This window comes from Roseovarius sp. MS2 (genome assembly GCF_051447875.1).
GTDB classification, from domain to species: Bacteria; Pseudomonadota; Alphaproteobacteria; order Rhodobacterales; family Rhodobacteraceae; genus Roseovarius; species Roseovarius mucosus_A.
Genome location: NZ_JBKHVF010000001.1, coordinates 3,863,314 through 3,880,164 on the forward strand (window position 1 = coordinate 3,863,314; position 16,851 = coordinate 3,880,164).

13 protein-coding genes are annotated in these 16,851 nt (G+C 60.9%); 3 read left to right on the top strand and 10 right to left on the bottom strand.

Annotated elements, in window-relative coordinates; genetic code table 11:
* The first annotated feature begins 37 nt into the window (after window positions 1-37).
* From gltX to ACLGGT_RS18850, 3 genes are all read left to right on the top strand, one after another.
* Window positions 38-1,450 carry a glutamate--tRNA ligase gene (gene gltX, locus ACLGGT_RS18840; protein ID WP_437197235.1) on the top strand — a complete coding sequence of 471 codons (1,413 nt, stop codon included), beginning with the start codon at window positions 38-40 and terminating at the stop codon, window positions 1,448-1,450.
* A 76-nt stretch (window positions 1,451-1,526) separates the two neighbouring features.
* Complete coding sequence (gltA, locus tag ACLGGT_RS18845) at window positions 1,527-2,822, top strand: citrate synthase (RefSeq protein ID WP_008283179.1); 1,296 nt, start codon at window positions 1,527-1,529, stop codon at window positions 2,820-2,822.
* A 232-nt stretch (window positions 2,823-3,054) separates the two neighbouring features.
* Window positions 3,055-5,325, top strand: a complete 2,271-nt coding sequence (locus ACLGGT_RS18850) for a calcium-binding protein (RefSeq protein WP_437197236.1) — start codon at window positions 3,055-3,057, stop codon at window positions 5,323-5,325.
* A gap of 5 nt (window positions 5,326-5,330) precedes the next feature.
* On the opposite strand, the gene ACLGGT_RS18855 is transcribed toward ACLGGT_RS18850, so the two are convergent.
* From ACLGGT_RS18855 to ACLGGT_RS18900, 10 genes are all read right to left on the bottom strand, one after another.
* Window positions 5,331-6,110: an enoyl-CoA hydratase-related protein gene (locus ACLGGT_RS18855; RefSeq protein WP_437197237.1), complete on the bottom strand. Its 780-nt coding sequence runs from the start codon at window positions 6,108-6,110 to the stop codon at window positions 5,331-5,333.
* 72 nt (window positions 6,111-6,182) lie between these two features.
* Window positions 6,183-6,635 (bottom strand): cytochrome c-type biogenesis protein, encoded by a 453-nt coding sequence (locus ACLGGT_RS18860; RefSeq protein ID WP_437197238.1) that lies wholly within the window; start codon window positions 6,633-6,635, stop codon window positions 6,183-6,185.
* The gene (locus ACLGGT_RS18865) at window positions 6,632-8,596 is read right to left on the bottom strand and encodes a heme lyase CcmF/NrfE family subunit (protein ID WP_081508529.1); all 1,965 of its coding nucleotides are present in this window, start codon (window positions 8,594-8,596) and stop codon (window positions 6,632-6,634) included. The genes ACLGGT_RS18860 and ACLGGT_RS18865 overlap by 4 nt, the downstream gene beginning before the upstream one ends.
* 74 nt (window positions 8,597-8,670) lie before the next feature.
* Window positions 8,671-9,237, bottom strand: coding sequence for a holin family protein (locus tag ACLGGT_RS18870; RefSeq protein ID WP_081506366.1), 567 nt, complete (start codon window positions 9,235-9,237; stop codon window positions 8,671-8,673).
* Entirely contained in the window at window positions 9,231-9,839 is a 609-nt protein-coding gene (locus ACLGGT_RS18875; protein WP_008283186.1) for a holin-associated N-acetylmuramidase, read from the bottom strand. The genes ACLGGT_RS18870 and ACLGGT_RS18875 overlap by 7 nt, the downstream gene beginning before the upstream one ends.
* A gap of 140 nt (window positions 9,840-9,979) precedes the next feature.
* The gene (gene ccmE / locus ACLGGT_RS18880; RefSeq protein WP_008283187.1) at window positions 9,980-10,426 is read right to left on the bottom strand and encodes a cytochrome c maturation protein CcmE; all 447 of its coding nucleotides are present in this window, start codon (window positions 10,424-10,426) and stop codon (window positions 9,980-9,982) included.
* Window positions 10,427-10,437: 11 nt separating this feature from the next.
* Window positions 10,438-11,466 (bottom strand): N-acetyl-gamma-glutamyl-phosphate reductase, encoded by a 1,029-nt coding sequence (gene argC, locus ACLGGT_RS18885; RefSeq protein WP_081506367.1) that lies wholly within the window; start codon window positions 11,464-11,466, stop codon window positions 10,438-10,440.
* A gap of 95 nt (window positions 11,467-11,561) precedes the next feature.
* The gene (locus tag ACLGGT_RS18890; RefSeq protein ID WP_008283189.1) at window positions 11,562-12,374 is read right to left on the bottom strand and encodes a glutamate racemase; all 813 of its coding nucleotides are present in this window, start codon (window positions 12,372-12,374) and stop codon (window positions 11,562-11,564) included.
* An 18-nt stretch (window positions 12,375-12,392) separates the two neighbouring features.
* Window positions 12,393-13,256, bottom strand: a complete 864-nt coding sequence (locus ACLGGT_RS18895; protein WP_437197239.1) for a lysophospholipid acyltransferase family protein — start codon at window positions 13,254-13,256, stop codon at window positions 12,393-12,395.
* A gap of 77 nt (window positions 13,257-13,333) precedes the next feature.
* On the bottom strand, window positions 13,334-16,753 hold the full coding sequence (locus ACLGGT_RS18900) for an indolepyruvate ferredoxin oxidoreductase family protein (protein ID WP_437197240.1): 3,420 nt from the start codon (window positions 16,751-16,753) through the stop codon (window positions 13,334-13,336).
* Window positions 16,754-16,851 lie beyond the last annotated feature (98 nt).

The following is a 16,851-nucleotide window of genomic DNA, read 5'->3' on the forward strand; positions in this document are numbered from 1 at the left end:
TAGCCCCATCATCGTTACCGAAAGGTTAATCTGCCCCATGTCGCAACAGGTCGTGACCCGCTTTGCCCCTTCGCCCACTGGCTATCTGCACATTGGGGGCGCGCGCACCGCGTTGTTCAACTGGCTGTTTGCGCGCGGGCGCGGCGGCAAGTTCCTGCTGCGGATCGAAGACACCGACCGGGCGCGCTCAACCCCCGAGGCGACACAAGCGATTCTCGATGGGTTGGCCTGGCTTGGGCTGGACCACGATGACGAGGCGATCAGCCAATTTGAGCGCGCCGACCGGCACGCCGAGGTGGCACGCAAATTGCTGGCCGAAGGGATGGCCTATAAATGCTTTGCCACACAGGACGAGATCGAAACCTTCCGCGAAGCCGCGCGCGCAGAGGGCAGGTCCACCCTGTATCAAAGCCCGTGGCGTGACGCGACACCCGATCAGCACCCCACTGACATGCCCCATGTAATCCGAATCAAGGCCCCCCGCGACGGCGTGACCGTGATCCGGGATGAGGTGCAGGGCGATGTGACCATTCGCAACGATCAGCTTGACGATATGGTCCTGCTGCGCGGCGATGGCACGCCGGTCTATATGCTGGCCGTGGCGGTCGATGATCACGACATGGGTGTCACCCATGTCATCCGGGGCGACGATCACCTTAACAATGCCGCGCGGCAGATGATGATCTATCAGGCGATGGGCTGGCCCCTGCCGGTTTACGCCCATATCCCGCTCATTCACGGACCGGACGGCAAGAAGCTGAGCAAGCGGCATGGCGCGCTTGGCGTCGAGGAATATCAAAAGATGGGCTATCCCGCGGCAGGGATACGCAACTATCTCGCGCGTCTTGGCTGGAGCCATGGCGATGCGGAATTCTTTGACGACGCACAGGCGCAGGCGTGGTTCGACCTTAAGGGAATCGGCAAATCCCCGGCCCGGCTAGACTTCAAAAAGCTGGAGAATCTCTGCGGTCAGCATATCGCCGCCGCTGACGATGCTGCGCTGCTGCATGAATTGCAGGGGTTTTTGGCCGCTACGGGGCAACCCGCGCTTGACGACACGAAATTGACGCTGTTCTCTCGCGGCATGTATTGCCTCAAGGAACGTGCCAAGACCTTTCCGGAACTTCTTGATAAGGCTGCGTTTATTCTTGCAACACGGCCAATTCAGCCCGAAGAGAAGGCGGCAGAGCAGCTTGATACAGTATCCCGTGGTATACTGAAAGAATTGACGCCGCAGTTGCAAACTGCTACGTGGACACGTGAGGATATCGAGGGTCTGGCGACCCAATTCGCCGAAGACCATGGAATGAAATTCGGCAAGCTGGCAGGCCCCCTCCGGGCGGCTCTGGCGGGCCGCAGTGCGACACCAAGCGTGTTCGACATGATGCTGGTCCTTGGGCGGGATGAAACCATCGCCCGGTTGACCGATGCGGCCTGCGGAGGGGATTAATCCCTTGGCAAGGCACTACGTTTATTCAGCTCGATACGCGCATGGCGTAATCGGGCGCTGAGAGGGAGGACCCCTGATGTCAGAAGTCAAGAGAGTGGCAAAGCTGGAAATCGACGGCAAGACCTATGAATTGCCGCTGCATTCCCCGACGGCGGGCCCGGATGTCATCGACATCCGCAAGCTCTATGCCGATGCGGGCGTATTCACCTATGACCCCGGCTATACCTCGACGGCAAGCTGTGACAGCACCATCACCTTTATCGACGGCGACAAGGGTGAACTGCTGCATCGCGGCTATCCGATCGACCAATTGGCCGAGAAATCGCATTACCTCGAAGTGTGCTATCTGCTGCTCTACGGCGAGCTGCCGAGCCCCGCACAGCTTGAGGATTTCGAAAGCCGTGTCACCAACCACACGATGATCCACGAACAGATGCATTTCCTCTTCCGCGGCTTTCGCCGGGATGCGCATCCGATGGCGATCATGGTGGGCGTGGTGGGCGCACTCAGCGCGTTCTATCACGACAGCACGGATATCACCGACCCCTGGCAGCGCGAAGTGGCCTCGATCCGCCTGATCGCCAAGATGCCGACCATCGCTGCGATGGCGTTCAAATACACCATCGGGCAGCCGTTCGAATATCCGCGCAACGAACTCGATTATGCGTCGAACTTCCTGCGCATGTGCTTTGCCGTTCCGGCCGAGAATTACGTCGTGAACCCGATCCTGAGCCGCGCGATGGACCGGATTTTCACGCTGCATGCCGATCACGAACAGAACGCCTCGACCTCGACCGTGCGTCTGGCGTCGTCTTCCGGGGCCAATCCGTTTGCGTGCGTGGCTGCGGGCATCGCCTGCCTCTGGGGTCCGGCACATGGCGGCGCCAATCAGGCCTGTCTTGAAATGCTGCAGGAAATCGGCACGCCAGACCGCATCCCCGAATTCATCGCGCGCGCCAAGGACAAGGACGATCCTTTCCGCCTGATGGGCTTTGGCCACCGGGTGTACAAGAATTTCGATCCCCGCGCCAAGGTGATGAAACAATCCGCCGATGAGGTTCTAGAATTGCTGGGCGTCGAGAATAACCCGACGCTTCAGGTGGCCAAGGAACTGGAGCGGCAAGCGCTCGCCGATCCCTATTTCGCGGATAAAAAGCTCTTCCCGAATGTGGATTTCTACTCGGGCATCATCCTCGAGGCGATGGGCTTTCCGACATCGATGTTCACGCCGATTTTCGCGGTCAGCCGCACCATTGGCTGGATTTCGCAGTGGAAGGAAATGATCGCCGATCCGCAGCTCAAGATCGGGCGCCCGCGCCAGCTCTACAAAGGGGCGACGATGCGCGACTATGTTGACATCGAAAAGCGCTAAGCGCTGAAATCATCAAAGACGAACCCCGGCTCAAACGGCTGGGGTTTTTCTTGTTTAGAGTACCAATCAGAACAATTCCAATCCCCGTATCGCATTGTTTCCAGCCCCTATCAGGAGCCCGGGATCAATCGACTTTATACTTGATTTTCAACGTGTTTAGGGAATATCTGAACGGGTAAGTGCATTCACGGATGCGAATGTTTATTTGATTGGTCTGGGGGGACCCTGAGTAATGGGTGGTTTGCTTTTACTTGGCCTTTTGGCAGGCGTAGGACTTACGGCGTTTGTGATCGACGAAGTCAACGAGGACGACGACGACACCAACACTACCGACATCAACACTGATGATACCATATCCGGCACAACTGGCGATGATATCCTTGATGGAACCGCACGCGCCGACGAAATCACGGCGCGCGGCGGTGACGATATCGTATCGGCAGGCGGCGGGGATGATCTTGTTCAGGGCGGCACGGGCGTTGATATCATCCTGGGCGGCAGCGGTGCCGACACGCTCTCTGGCGACGGCGGCGACGACGTTCTGATCGGGGGCCGGGGCGACGACCTGATCGAAGGCGGCGCGGGCGACGACGTGCTCATCGGCATTGACGGTGGCCTGAACAGCCAAACCGGCGATGAATTGAATAGTTTGATCCAAAGCAATCCGACCATTGACGCCTTGCGCCCAAGTATCGGCACGGATCAGCATGGCTCCGACACTCTGATCGGCGGCGATGGAGAAGACGCGCTATTCCTTAGTGGTGGCGATTTTGGCACTGGTGGGGCCGGTGAGGACCGTTTCCAGATCGGGGATTGGATCGAAGCGGGCACTGTGGCCACGATCACCGACTATGTCCCGGCCTCCGACTTCATAGACTATAGCTACGTGTCCAACGGCACCGCTCCGCAAGTCTCTGTTGCGCCGGATGACGATGGCAACGCCTTGCTCAGCGTTGATGGCGTGGTCATTGCGCGCGTTTTGGGGGCCGCCACAACTCTGACTCCTGCAAGTGTCATCCTCGCCGAGAGAGCAGATGACAGCAGCACCGACACCGGCCTCAACATCCTGAGGGGCACAAACGGGGCTGATCTCATCGACGGAAGCAACGTTGGCGATGAAATCACAGCCCGCGGCGGCAATGATCTCATCGCCTCTGGCGGAGGGCGTGACGAGGTGTTTGCGGGGGATGGCAATGACGTCGTGTTTGGCGGCAACGCCGCTGACATCCTCTGGGGCGGGGTCGGGAATGACGTGGTTATCGGGGGGGCCGGGGGCGACTCGCTTCAGGGCAATTCCGGCGATGACCTCATTCTAGGGCTCGATATTCCTCTTGGCTCTGGCAGTGCGGCGGCCATCTCGGCCTTCAATCTGAACTCCGCAACACCAGAGGCCCTGCTTGAAGGTCTCGTTCGCACCCCGTCAGAGGATCTCAGCGGCGACGATACGCTCTTGGGCGGCAGCGGTAACGACGTGCTCGTGATCGGGGGCGATGATACGGCGACGGGCGGCCTTGGGGCTGATCGTTTCTGGCTGGGCGAGTGGGTTGGGGGCACAGACACGGCCACCATCACCGATTATGAGCCGGCTGTTGATCAGATCGTCTATTACCACAGCCCGGCTGCGCTTGGCGCGGCAACACCGGTCATTACCCTGTCCACCAATGCGGCGGGGGATGCGATCATACTTGCGGATGGCGTACCCGTAGCCGAGGTGACAGGCGCGGGCAGCACGCTGACGGCAGCAGAAATCGTGATCGTCGAACGTGAAACCCCGCTCAACCAGATTACTGGCAGCACCGGCAACGATTTGATCACCGGGCGCTCAATCGGCGATGAAATCACGGCCCTCGAAGGCAACGACGTGGTTGGTGCGCGCGGCGGCGATGATCAGGTGTTCGGCGGGGCTGGCAACGATATTCTGGACGGCGGCAGTGGCTCGGATAGCGTTTGGGGCGAAGCGGGCGATGACGTATTGATCGGCGGCGCCCTGCGCGATGTCCTGTTCGGTAGCGCGGGCAACGACCTGATCATTGGCATTGATATCCAGCTTGGCTCTGGCAGCGCCGCCGACATTGCGGCACAGGATCTTGATCCTGCGACCCCGCGTGCTCTGCTTGACGATTTTGCGCGCAGCGCAGCCGAAGAGACAAGCGGCGACGACAACCTGTCAGGGGGCAGCGAGAACGATGTGCTTATTATCGGCGGCGACGATACCGCCACGGGCGGCGTCGGCGAAGATCAGTTCTGGCTTGGCGAATGGGGTCGCGGGGCCGATATCGCGACGATCACCGATTTCGACCGGGCCGACGATCAGATCGCCTATGTCTACACGGCAGCCACCCCAGATGCAGCCCCGCCTGTTGTGACCCTGACCACCAACGCCGCAGGGGATGTTACCGTGCTCGCGGATGGGATCGCCGTGGCCCGAGTGCTGGGCGCAGGCAGCACGCTCACAGCCGCCGATGTCGCGCTCATTGCGCGCCCGCCGGCAGTCGCCGCGTAACCGGTTCAGCGCCCCTCGAACCTCGGGGGGCGTTTTTCCAGAAAAGCCACCACGCCTTCCTTAAAGTCGCGGGTCTGCCCGCAGGCGCCCTGCAATTTGGCCTCAAGGTCCAATTGCCCCTCAAGCGTGTTGTCCCACGTGCTGCGGATCGCCTGTTTGATCGCCCCATAGGTTTGCGTCGGCCCCATGGCCAGCTTTGCCGCCCGCGCCCGCCAGTGGGCGTCAAAACCTGCGTCGTCCACCGCCTCCCAGATCATGCCCCAGGCGCTGGCTTGTCGGGCCGTGATCGGTTCCGCAAAAAGCGCCGCGCCCATCGCCTTGGCCATGCCCATCTGACGCGGCAGCGCATAGGTTCCGCCCGCGTCGGGAATAAGGCCGATCCGGGCAAAGGCCTGCAGGAAATAGGCACTCTCGGTTGCGATCACCACATCTGCCGACAGCGCCAAATTGGCCCCTGCCCCCGCCGCAGGCCCATTGACCGCACTGATCGTGGGCACCGGGCAATCGGTGATGGCGCGCAGCATCGGCACATATTCCTCGCGCAGCACCCGCTCCAGATCAAGCGTGGTGGCGTTGCCGCCATCGCTCAGATCCTGCCCCGAGCAGAACGCCTTGCCGTTGCCCGTCAGAACCACAACCCGTGCCTCTCGCCCGGCATGGGTCACCGCATCGGTGATTTCCGCCCGCATCTGGGTGTTGAGCGCGTTCATCTTATCCGCGCGATTGAGGCTGAGAAGCGCCACGCCGTCGGCGATCTCCAGTGTGATGGTTTGATAGTCTTTCACGGATTCGCGCCTTTCAGTCTGGTTTGCGGCATCAAACCCCAGACCATCCCGCACGCCAAGCGAAACCGCGCGTCACTCCTTGAGGATTTCGCGCAGACGGTTTTCCTCGGCTTCGCTAAGCTGGGCAACCTCTGTCTCGGGCGTGCGCGCCCGGCCCCGCAAATAGGCCGCGCCAATAAGAAGGCCAGCCCCCAGCATCAGCGGCCCCGCCCACCACAAAAGCATGTTGGCCCCGCCCGACCGCGGCTTGAGCAGCACGTATTCGCCATAACGCGCAACGATGAAATCGACGGCCTCGTCGTTGCTGTCGCCCGCCACCAGACGCTCGCGCACCAAAAGACGCAGATCGCGCGCCAGTTCCGCGTTGGAATCGTCAATGCTCTCGTTGCGACACACCAGACAGCGCAAGCCCGAGGAAATATCCCGCGCCCGCGCCTCAAGTGCAGGATCATCAAGGATCTCATCCGGCTGCACCGCAAACACCGGCGCGGCAATCACGCAGAGCGCAAGGATCAGGCGTTTCATTCCGCAGGCACCCCCTGCGGCACCTTGCGCGCGCCCGCAGCCACCCGGTAGCGTCGGTCGCTCAGCGACAGGAACCCGCCAAGCGCCATCAGGATAGAGCCACCCCAGATCCAGTTGGCCAGAGGCTTGTAATAGCTGCGCACCGCCCAGCCCCCGCCAATCTGCGGATCACCGATCACAACATAGATGTCTCGCAAAAAGCCACTGTCGAGCGCCGCTTCGGTCGTTGGCATCTGCGCGACAGGGTATTCGCGCTTCTCAGGCGTCATGGTCGCGATTTCAACCCCATCCTTGGACAGCGTAAACGTCGACATCGTGGACAGATAATTCGGGCCTTCCTCGTCGTGAACCTCGTCAAGGCGCAGCGTATAGCCCGCAATGTCGAACTGATCACCGATCTTGAGAACGCGAATATCCTCTTGTTGCCAGGCCATCATCGCCGCGATACCGGCCATGGTCACGCCAAGGCCACCATGCGCCACCGCTTTGCCCCAATCGGCCCGCGGCAACCGCGTAAGGCGCGACAAACGCCCGTCTCCGCGCCCGGTGCGCGACCAAAGATCAACCGCAGCGCCCCCAATCAGCCACGCCGCAAGAAACAGCCCCACCGGACCAAGCGCCGAACGCCCGGTCTGCATCGCCCAAGCAAGTGCGCCAATCGCCAAGGCGAGCGCAAACGCCGGGGCCAGCTGCCGAATGACCCGGCCCAACGTGGCCCGCTTCCACGGCAGCATCGCCCCCACCGGCAGAACCAGCCCAAGCGCCACCATGAAGGGGGTAAAGGCCGCGTTAAAGAACGGCTCACCCACCGACAGTTTGCGATCAAACAACATCTCGGCGATCAACGGCCAGATGGTGCCGATAAAGACCACAAAACACGCCACCGCCAAAAGCAGGTTGTTGAGGACGAGCGCGGATTCGCGGCTGACAAGGCTGAACACACCCTTGGCTTGCATCACCCCCGCCCGCGCCGCAAAGAGCGTGAGCGCGCCAGCCATGAACACCGCAAGAATCGCCAGCAAGAACACGCCACGCTCCGGGTCAGTGGCAAAGGCATGCACCGAGGTCAGAACGCCCGACCGGGTGATAAAGGCACCAACCATCGAGAACCCGAATGCAATGATCGCAAGCAGGATCGTCCAGCTTTTCAGGCTTTCACGCTTTTCCACCACGATTGCGGAATGCAGCAGGGCTGCGGCAATAAGCCAAGGCATGAAACTGGCGTTTTCAACCGGGTCCCAGAACCAGAACCCGCCCCAACCCAATTCGTAATAGGCCCACCAAGACCCAAGCCCGATACCGATTGTCAGGAAAATCCAGGCCGCCAGCGTATAGGGCCGCACCCACCGCCCCCAGGCCGCATCCACCCGCCCCTCGATCAACGCCGCCACGGCAAAGGAAAAGGTCATCGAAAGACCGACATAGCCAAGATAGAGGAACGGCGGATGAAAGGCCAAGCCCGGATCTTGCAAGAGCGGGTTCAAGTCCTGCCCGTTGAAGGGCGGCACTGCCATGCGCAAAAACGGGTTCGACGTCAGAAGGATAAAGAGGAAAAACGCCACACCCACCATGGCCTGCACGCTCAGCACCCGCGCACGCAACGACGGCGGCAGATTAGAGCCGAACCACGCCACCGCCGCGCCAAACAGCGTCACGATCAACACCCAAAGCAGCATCGACCCTTCGTGATTACCCCAGACACCGGTAATCTTGTAAAGCATCGGCTTATCCGTGTGGCTGTTGAGCACCACAAGACGCAGCGAGAAATCCGAGATCACAAAGGCCCATGTGAGCGCGGCAAAGGACACAGCCGTCAGCATGAACTGAAGTGTGGCTGCGGGTTCGGCAAGGGCCATCCAGCCCGGCCAGCGTTTATAGGCGCCAATCAAGGGGATGGTGGCCTGAACACAGGCCACCAGAAAGGCGAGGATGAGGGCGAAGTGACCGAGTTCTGTAATCATGTCCCGAATATAGGACAGGAGCACGCTCTGGCCAATCGCAATCGACGTCAATACCGGACCACATTGTCGCGGGCTCAGCCCCGCCGCCGCCATTCCGCCAGCGCCGGATTGTCGGTCGGCGTCAAAGCCGTCAGCGCCAGATCTGCGTCCCCGCCGTTGTCCGCCACACCGGGGCTGGAGGGGTTGAGCGCGCGCAGGGTTCGGATGCTCTCGGCCACATGCGGCGCACGGGCGACGGTGCTGGCAATCGAGCGTTGAAAATCCTGCCCCTTGGCCTGATAGCGCGCGCCGAAATAGAAACTGACAATCGCCCCCAACAACCACCAAAGCGGCTCTGGCACCAGCGCAAGCCCCGCCATGCGTTCGCCAAACCACAGCGGATCAACCATCGCCGCCACAAAAAGACCAATCGTGCCAAGCGCCATCGCCGGGCGCGGAATGCGATTGAGACCGTCAATGATGCGGTCAAACAGCCCCCGGTTCTCCAGACGGAACTCGCCCGCCATCTGCTCGAGCGCCGCGCGCTGCGTCTCGATACTGCGCTGGTCGGCGGCCTCGGCATTGACGCGAAACACTTCGGCGGTTTCGCGCACCACATTGGCCCCGCTGCCAAAGAGCGCGCGCAAGATATCCATCACCATGCGCTGATCCTCGCGTTGAATTGAGCCTGACTCAGATGAAAGCGCGGCGAGATGAACACTTCGGCCCGCTTGATCCAGCCGCCTTTGCCCCCCGTGCGACTGCGCGCGAATTTGCGACTTTCCGGGCGGGCATCGGCAAGGCGCAGGTAATAATTGCGCCGCGCAATGCCATAAGCATCGGCAATATGATCCGGGGCCGCCTTGGCTGCGGCCTCTGCCGCCGCCGCAGTTTGCGGCCCGATCACGCCGTCCACCTCGATCTCCTGCCCCATCTCACGCAAGAGCCGTTGCAGGATCTTGACCGCATTGGACCCGGCGTTGACATACATATCGAAGACACTCGGCCGCAGGCTCTGTGGAAGCCGCGCGATGCCCGGACGCTGATAATAGTGGTCGATGAACAGCGACACCGCCTGATCCCGCGTCAACGCCCGGACGTCCAAGGCATCCACCACGCCATCGCGCGTCAGGTCCAGCCCCAAGCGCCGCATCGTATGAATTGTCACGCCAAAATTCGTTGCACCGCCGGGGTCGTCAGGATCATCCACATAGCCGCCTTCACGCGCGACGATCTCTTGCGCTATCTGTTCAACAGTTTGCATCCGCTTGCCGCCTTCTTCCGAGGAATACGAGCCTCAGCATCAGAACCAAGCGTTAACGCCACCCTTTTTCAGCGCGCGCACCGGCCTTGCATGACCGGCGGATGTCTTTGGAAATACTTTCAAATAGGCCGGTGGCAGCCTTAGCTGCCGTCCGGCTCCTGATAGACGCCCTGCGCCTTGAGCGCGTCAACCACTTCCTTGGGCATGTACGTCTCGTCATGTTTGGCAAGGATCTCAGTGGCGACAAAAATCCCGTCGCGGTAACTGCCGGTGCCGACCATGCCCTGATTTTCCTCGAAAAGATCAGGCAGAACGCCACGATAGGTCACAGCCACCACACCATTGCCATCGGTCACGTTAAACCGGATGGTCTCGCTCTCGCCACGCTTGAGACTGCCTTCTTCTACCAGCCCACCGATGCGGAACACTTCCGACGGGCTGGGCGGTTCGGCCAGCACCTGCGTGGGCGAACGAAAGAAGTTGATACCGTCCCGCATGCCATAGCCAATCAGGGCCGTGGCCATCACAAGCGCCACAGCAGCTATCGCGATGATTTGAACGCGGCGCTTTTTCTTGAGCGATTTCATCGGCTTCACCCTTACGGAAAGACCGGGGCAAGCATCAGCCCCGTGGTCTCAGGCTCAGATAACATCAGATTTGCGTTTTGCAACGCCTGCCCGCTGCTACCTTTTGTCAGATTATCCAGCGCGGCAATCACAATCGCCCGTCCCGCGCGCCGATCCGCCACCACGCCGATATGACAGAAATTGCTGCCGCGAATGTGGCGCGTGCTCGGGGTTTCGCCCATCGGCAGAACCACAACAAACGGCTCATTGGCATAGGCCGCCGCCAGCGTGGCATGAATCTGCGCCGCCTCCCCCCGGACATAGCCAGTGGCGAGAATCCCGCGATTGGCGGGGATTAGATGCGGGGTGAACTGTATTTCGACAGGGCGTCCGGCCAGAGCGGAAAACTCTTGATCGAACTCGCCCAGATGCCGATGCGTGCCGCCCACCGAATAGGCGTGATAGCCCTCAGACAATTCCGCATGCAGCAGATTTTCCTTAAGACTGCGCCCAGCGCCCGACACGCCGCATTTGAGGTCAAGGATGATCTCATCCAGATCAATCACCCCGGCAGAGATCAGCGGGCGCAGGATATACTGCCCCGTCGCCGCGTTGCACCCGGTGCCCGCCACCAACCGCGCGCTGCGGATATCCTCGCGGTAAAACTCGGTCAGACCATAGACCGCCTCTTGCTGCACCTCTGGCGCGGCATGCGGATTGCCATACCATTTCTCATAGGCAGCCGGATCACGCAGCCGGAAATCCGCCGAGAGATCGACAATCTTCAGATCGCGCGGCAGGTTTGCAATCACCTCTTGGCTGGTCTTATGCGGCAAGGCGCAGAAACACAGATCAATGCCCGAGAAATCAATCTCTTCGATGGTGACAAGATCGGGCAGGTCGAGATGGCGCAAATGCGGAAACACCTGCCCCATGCTTTGCCCCGCCTTGGAATTGGCGGCCAATGCGGTGATCCGCATATTGGGATGGGTGGCGATCAGCCGAACAAGCTCGGCCCCGGTGTAGCCAGAGGCACCCAGAATGGCGATGTTATGGGTCATTGTGACCTCACTTTCAGATAGGTTGAGAATATTTCAATTCAGGCCACGCCACAAGGCGGCGTCATGCCTGCGACAGCCGTAAGATCCGGCACGGCTCAGGCCGCAGAGAACTTGATTTCTCGTCGCAAGAACTGCGTCGCCCGGCTCGACACCCGCTTGGGATCACCGGTGGTCAAGAATGCGGCCTCAGCGCCCGCCCCGATCTTATCCGGATGCCGCCCCAGATAATCGGCAAGGCTCGACGCCACCAGATTGGGCTGCGAATAGACCGCCACATCGGGGCCAAGCGCGTCCTGAAACACCTCTTGCACCAGCGGATAATGCGTGCAGCCCAGAACCGCCGCTTCGGGATGCGGCATCTTGCGCTTGAGCGCGTCAACATGGCTGCGCACCAGCGCTTCGGCAAGGATCATGTCGCCGTCTTCTATGGCATCGACCACGCCGCCACAGGCCTGCGCCTCGACATCGACACCGATGGCGCGAAACGCCAATTCGCGTTGAAACGCCCGGCTGCGCACCGTCGCAGGCGTGGCAAAGAGCGCCACGTTTTTCACAGCCACTTCGCGCGGCGGGGAATTGTCGCCCCATTGCCGCTCGGTCAGCGCCTCGATCAGCGGCACAAAGACCCCCAGAACCCGCTTGTCACGCGGCACCCAGGATTCTTGCATCCGCCGCAGCGCCGCCGCCGAGGCGGTGTTGCACGCAAGAATAACCAGATCGCAACCCGCCGCAAACAGCCGCTCCACCGATGAGGTGGTCAGATCATAGATGTCATCGGCATCGCGCACGCCATAAGGCGCATGGGCGTTATCGCCCAGATACACAAGAGGCACCTCCGGAAGGCGCTTGCTCACCGCATCCCACACCGTCAGGCCACCCAGCCCGCTGTCGAAAATTCCTACCGCCATGTCCCGCGTCCAGTGCCGTTATTCGAACTCGAACCCGATTTCAGAGGCAACAATCGGGCTTGGGGACAATTCATATGTCTTGGCGCGCAGGAATGCCATGAGGGATTTCGTATCGCCTGCATATTGCGCCAGCGTGCTGCGCGGAATGGGATCACTCACCACCACCCGCACCGGCGTATCCACCCGCTTGCGGAATTCCTTGATCAAAAGCCCCATGCGCAGCGTCACATGCAGATGGCTGGCCAGTTGAAAGAGGCGGCTGGTGTGACCGTCGAAATAAACCGGCACCACAGCGGCTTGGCTTTTGGCGATCATCTTGGCGGTAAATCCACGCCAGCCGGGGTCCATCGGGCGCGAAAACGGCTTGGCCGCCGTGCTGACGGTGCCGCCCGGAAAGATGCCGATAGCCCCCCCCTGCCCCAGATAATCAAGCGCCGTCTTGCGGGTGGCCAAATTAAGCGCGACCGCTTCCTTGGTCTCGTCGAAACTGATCGGCAGGATGACCTTGTTCAGATCCTCGGCCTTGCGAAAAATCTGATGCGCCAGAATGCGGAAATCGCCGCGCGTCTGGCTCAGGATATGACCCATCATCAACCCGTCAAGAATGCCGTAAGGGTGATTTGCAATCAGCACCAAAGGCCCCTCTTTCGGGATATTCGACAGACTGCCCCCCACCACATCCAGCGTGAGCCCATAGCGCTCGACGATCACTTCCCAGAAATCGCGACCCTGCAAAACCTCGGTCTCATAGCCTGCCGCGCGCTTGATCAGTTCGATCCGCCCGGTCAGGTTTTCCATCGTGCGGATCAGCGCCCGCCCGCTCTTGGTCTGCGCAGAATAGGAATAAGAAATGTCACGGGCGATTTGGCGGTCTTGGCGCATAGGCGATCCTCGGCTGAGTCGCGTTTCATAGAGTTATGCGACAGACGTGACCAGATCACGTGACATTATCGTGACACCTATTCTGCAGCCTGCGCCATTTCCGTTCCGCCCGATCGGATGACCGCCAATAGCTCTGTGCGCCGGGTTGCGGCCTTGGCGGCGTTACCCTCCTTGACCGGGCCAAACCCCCGGATCGACAAGGGCAAAAGCGCCAGCGCTATGATCGCGTCCCGGGTCTGCGCCGTCAGCTTGGGCAGAACCTCGGCCATATCAAGCTCGTATTGCACAATCAAAGCCCGCTCCATCCGCCGCTCTGCGGTGCGGCCAAAAGGATCAAGCGGCGTGCCACGCAACCCCTTGAGCCGCGCCAATACGCCAAAGGCCCGCAGGATGCCGGAACCGAATTCGCGCTTCTTCGGTCGCCCGTCGCTGCCCATCTTGGACAACATCGGCGGGGCAAGGTGGAATTTCAGCGTGAAATCGCCGCCAAATTCGGCGCGCGCCTTTTGCGCCGTCTCCAGATGCAGCCGCGCCACCTCGTATTCGTCCTTATAGGCCAAAAGCTTGTGATAGCCTTGCGCCACCGCGTCCTTGACCCCCTCATCGGTGATCCCGTCAAGCAGGCGCAGATACCGCCGCGCAAAACGCTTGCTTTGATAGGCGGTCAGATGCGCCACGCGATAATCGATCCGCTCTGCCAGCGTTTTTGGCTTGGCGACCACCTTGGGCGTCAACTGCTTTTCCACCTCCGCCGGATAGAGCGCCGCCCAACGGCCCACCTCAAACGCCCGCAGATTTGCATCCACCGCCGCCCCATTCAGGCGAATGGCCTCGGTGATGGCGTCATGGCTGAGCGGGATCAAACCCCGCTGCCACGCCGCGCCAAAGATCATCATGTTGGAATAGATCGAATCCCCCATCACGGCCTTGGCCAGATCCGAGGCGTCGAACATCTGCACCGCGTCACGCAACCGCGCCTCTAGCGCCAGACGCAACCGGTCGGCAGGCAGGGTGAATTCCGTGTTGCGGGTAAAATCACCGGTGATGATCTCGTGGCTGTTCACCACTGCCCCGGTGCGGCCCGCCCGCGTCAAGCCCAACGTCTTGGCCCCGGCAGAGACCACCAGATCGCCCCCAATCAGCGCGTCGCATTCGCCCGTCGCCACGCGAATGGCGCTGATATCACCGGGATTTTCGGCCAACCTACAATGGATATGCACCGCCCCGCCCTTTTGCGCGAGACCGGCCATTTCCATCATGCCCGCCCCCTTGCCATCAATCTGCGCCGCCTGCGCCATCACCGCGCCGATGGTCACAACCCCGGTGCCACCCACCCCGGTGATGACCACATTATAGGTCCCGTCAATCGCGGGCAGCGCGGGGGCTGGCATCTTGGGCAGGGTCACTTCGGCGGTGCTGTCTTTGCGGATCTTCGCGCCTTCCACCGTTACGAACGACGGGCAAAACCCCTTGAGGCAAGAAAAATCCTTGTTGCAGCTCGATTGATCAATCGCCCGCTTGCGGCCCAGTTCGGTTTCCACCGGCACAATCGAAACGCAATTCGATTGCACCCCGCAATCACCGCAGCCCTCGCAGACATCGGTATTGATGAACACGCGACGATCCGGATCAGGAAACTTGCCCCGCTTGCGGCGGCGGCGTTTTTCAGCGGCGCAGGTCTGAATATAAAGGATGACACTCACCCCCTCGATGTCCGCCAATCGCTCCTGCACCGCCATAAGATCAGATCGCTCTGAAAATTCAACACCTTGCGGGAAAGACTTAAGGTCAACATCCTCTTTTTCGTCATAGACGACAGCCAGATGTTGCACCCCCATGGCCCGCAGTTCGGCGGCAATGCGCGGGGCGTTCAGCCCGCCTTCATTCGGTTGCCCGCCGGTCATCGCCACGGCATCGTTGTAAAGGATCTTATAGGTGATCGTCGTGCCTGCGGCCAAAGCCGCGCGAATGGCCTGCACGCCCGAATGGTTATAGGTGCCGTCGCCAAGGTTCTGGAACACATGTTTGCGCGTCGAAAACGGCGCCTCGCCGATCCAATTTGCCCCCTCGCCGCCCATATGGGTAAAGCCGGTCGTCTCGCGGTCCATCCACTGCACCATGTAGTGACAGCCGATCCCGGCGTAAGCGCGCGCGCCTTCGGGCAACCGGGTCGAGGTGTTATGCGGGCAGCCCGAACAGAAATAGGGCAGACGGGTTGCAATCTCGGCCGCGTTGTCATTGCGCCGCGCCTCGCTCAGCGCCTCCAGCCCGGCCTTGATCCGGTCCGTGCCGCGCCCCTCTTCGATCAGGATACCGCCCAGCTTTTCCGCGATCCATATGGGATCAAGCGCGCCGCGCGTCGGGAACAGCTCTTCGCGGTGCATGCCACCTGCGCCACCCTTGTACCAGCCATAGACACGCCGCCCGCGCCGGTCGTCAAAGATCGCCTCTTTGATCTGCACCTCGATCAGCTTGCGCTTTTCCTCAACCACCACGATCAGGTCGAGCCCCTCGGCCCAGTCGTGAAACCCCTGCATGTCGAGCGGAAAGACCTGCCCCACCTTGTAGGTCGTGATCCCCAACCGCTCCGCCTCTTCCGCATCAACCCCCAAAAGGTCGAGCGCATGCACAAGATCAAGCCAGTTCTTGCCCGCCGCGACAAAACCGATCTTGGCCCCCGCTTTGCCCAACATGCGCTTGTCCATGCCATTGGCACGCGAAAACGCCTCGGCGGCAAAGCGTTTGAAATCAATCATCCGCGTTTCTTGCGCATGCGGCGTGTCGATCAGGCGAATGTTCAGCCCGCCCTCTGGCATCGGCAAATCGGGCGTCACAAGCTGCACCCGGTCCGGTCGGCCATCCACAACCGATGTCGCCTCGACCGTGTCTTTCATCGTCTTGAGACCCACCCAGACCCCGGCAAAGCGGCTGAGCGCATAGCCGTAAATGCCATAGTCCAAGATCTCCTGCACCCCCGCCGGGCTGACCACCGGCATATAGGCATCAACCAGCGCCCATTCGCTCTGATGCAGCACGGTAGACGACTCGCCCGTGTGGTCATCCCCCATCGCCATCAGAACGCCGCCATGCTTTGAGGTGCCCGCCATATTGGCGTGCCGCATCACATCGCCAGAGCGGTCCACCCCCGGCCCCTTGCCATACCAAAGGCCAAAAACACCGTCATATTTGCCTTCGCCACGCAATTCCGCCTGCTGCGATCCCCAGAGCGCAGTCGCCGCCAGATCTTCGTTCAGCCCCTCTTCGAACCGCACCTCAGCCGCGCGCAGCACCTTTTCTGCCCGCAGCATCTGTTGATCCACAGCCCCAAGCGGCGAACCGCGATAGCCTGTCACATAGCCTGCGGTGTTCAATCCCGCGGCCCGGTCGCGCGCTGCCTGCATCAGCATCAGCCGCACCAGCGCCTGCGTTCCGTTCAAAAGAACCGGCGATTTTTCCAGATCGAAACGGTCGTTCAGCGTCACCTTTTGCGTGGTCATAGCGTGCCTCCCTTGGTTGAGGGCCATGCCTCAATATAGGGCAATATTAGGTCACAAATTATGACCTACCAAGTAGATTTTTGTGAAAATGTCGCAGC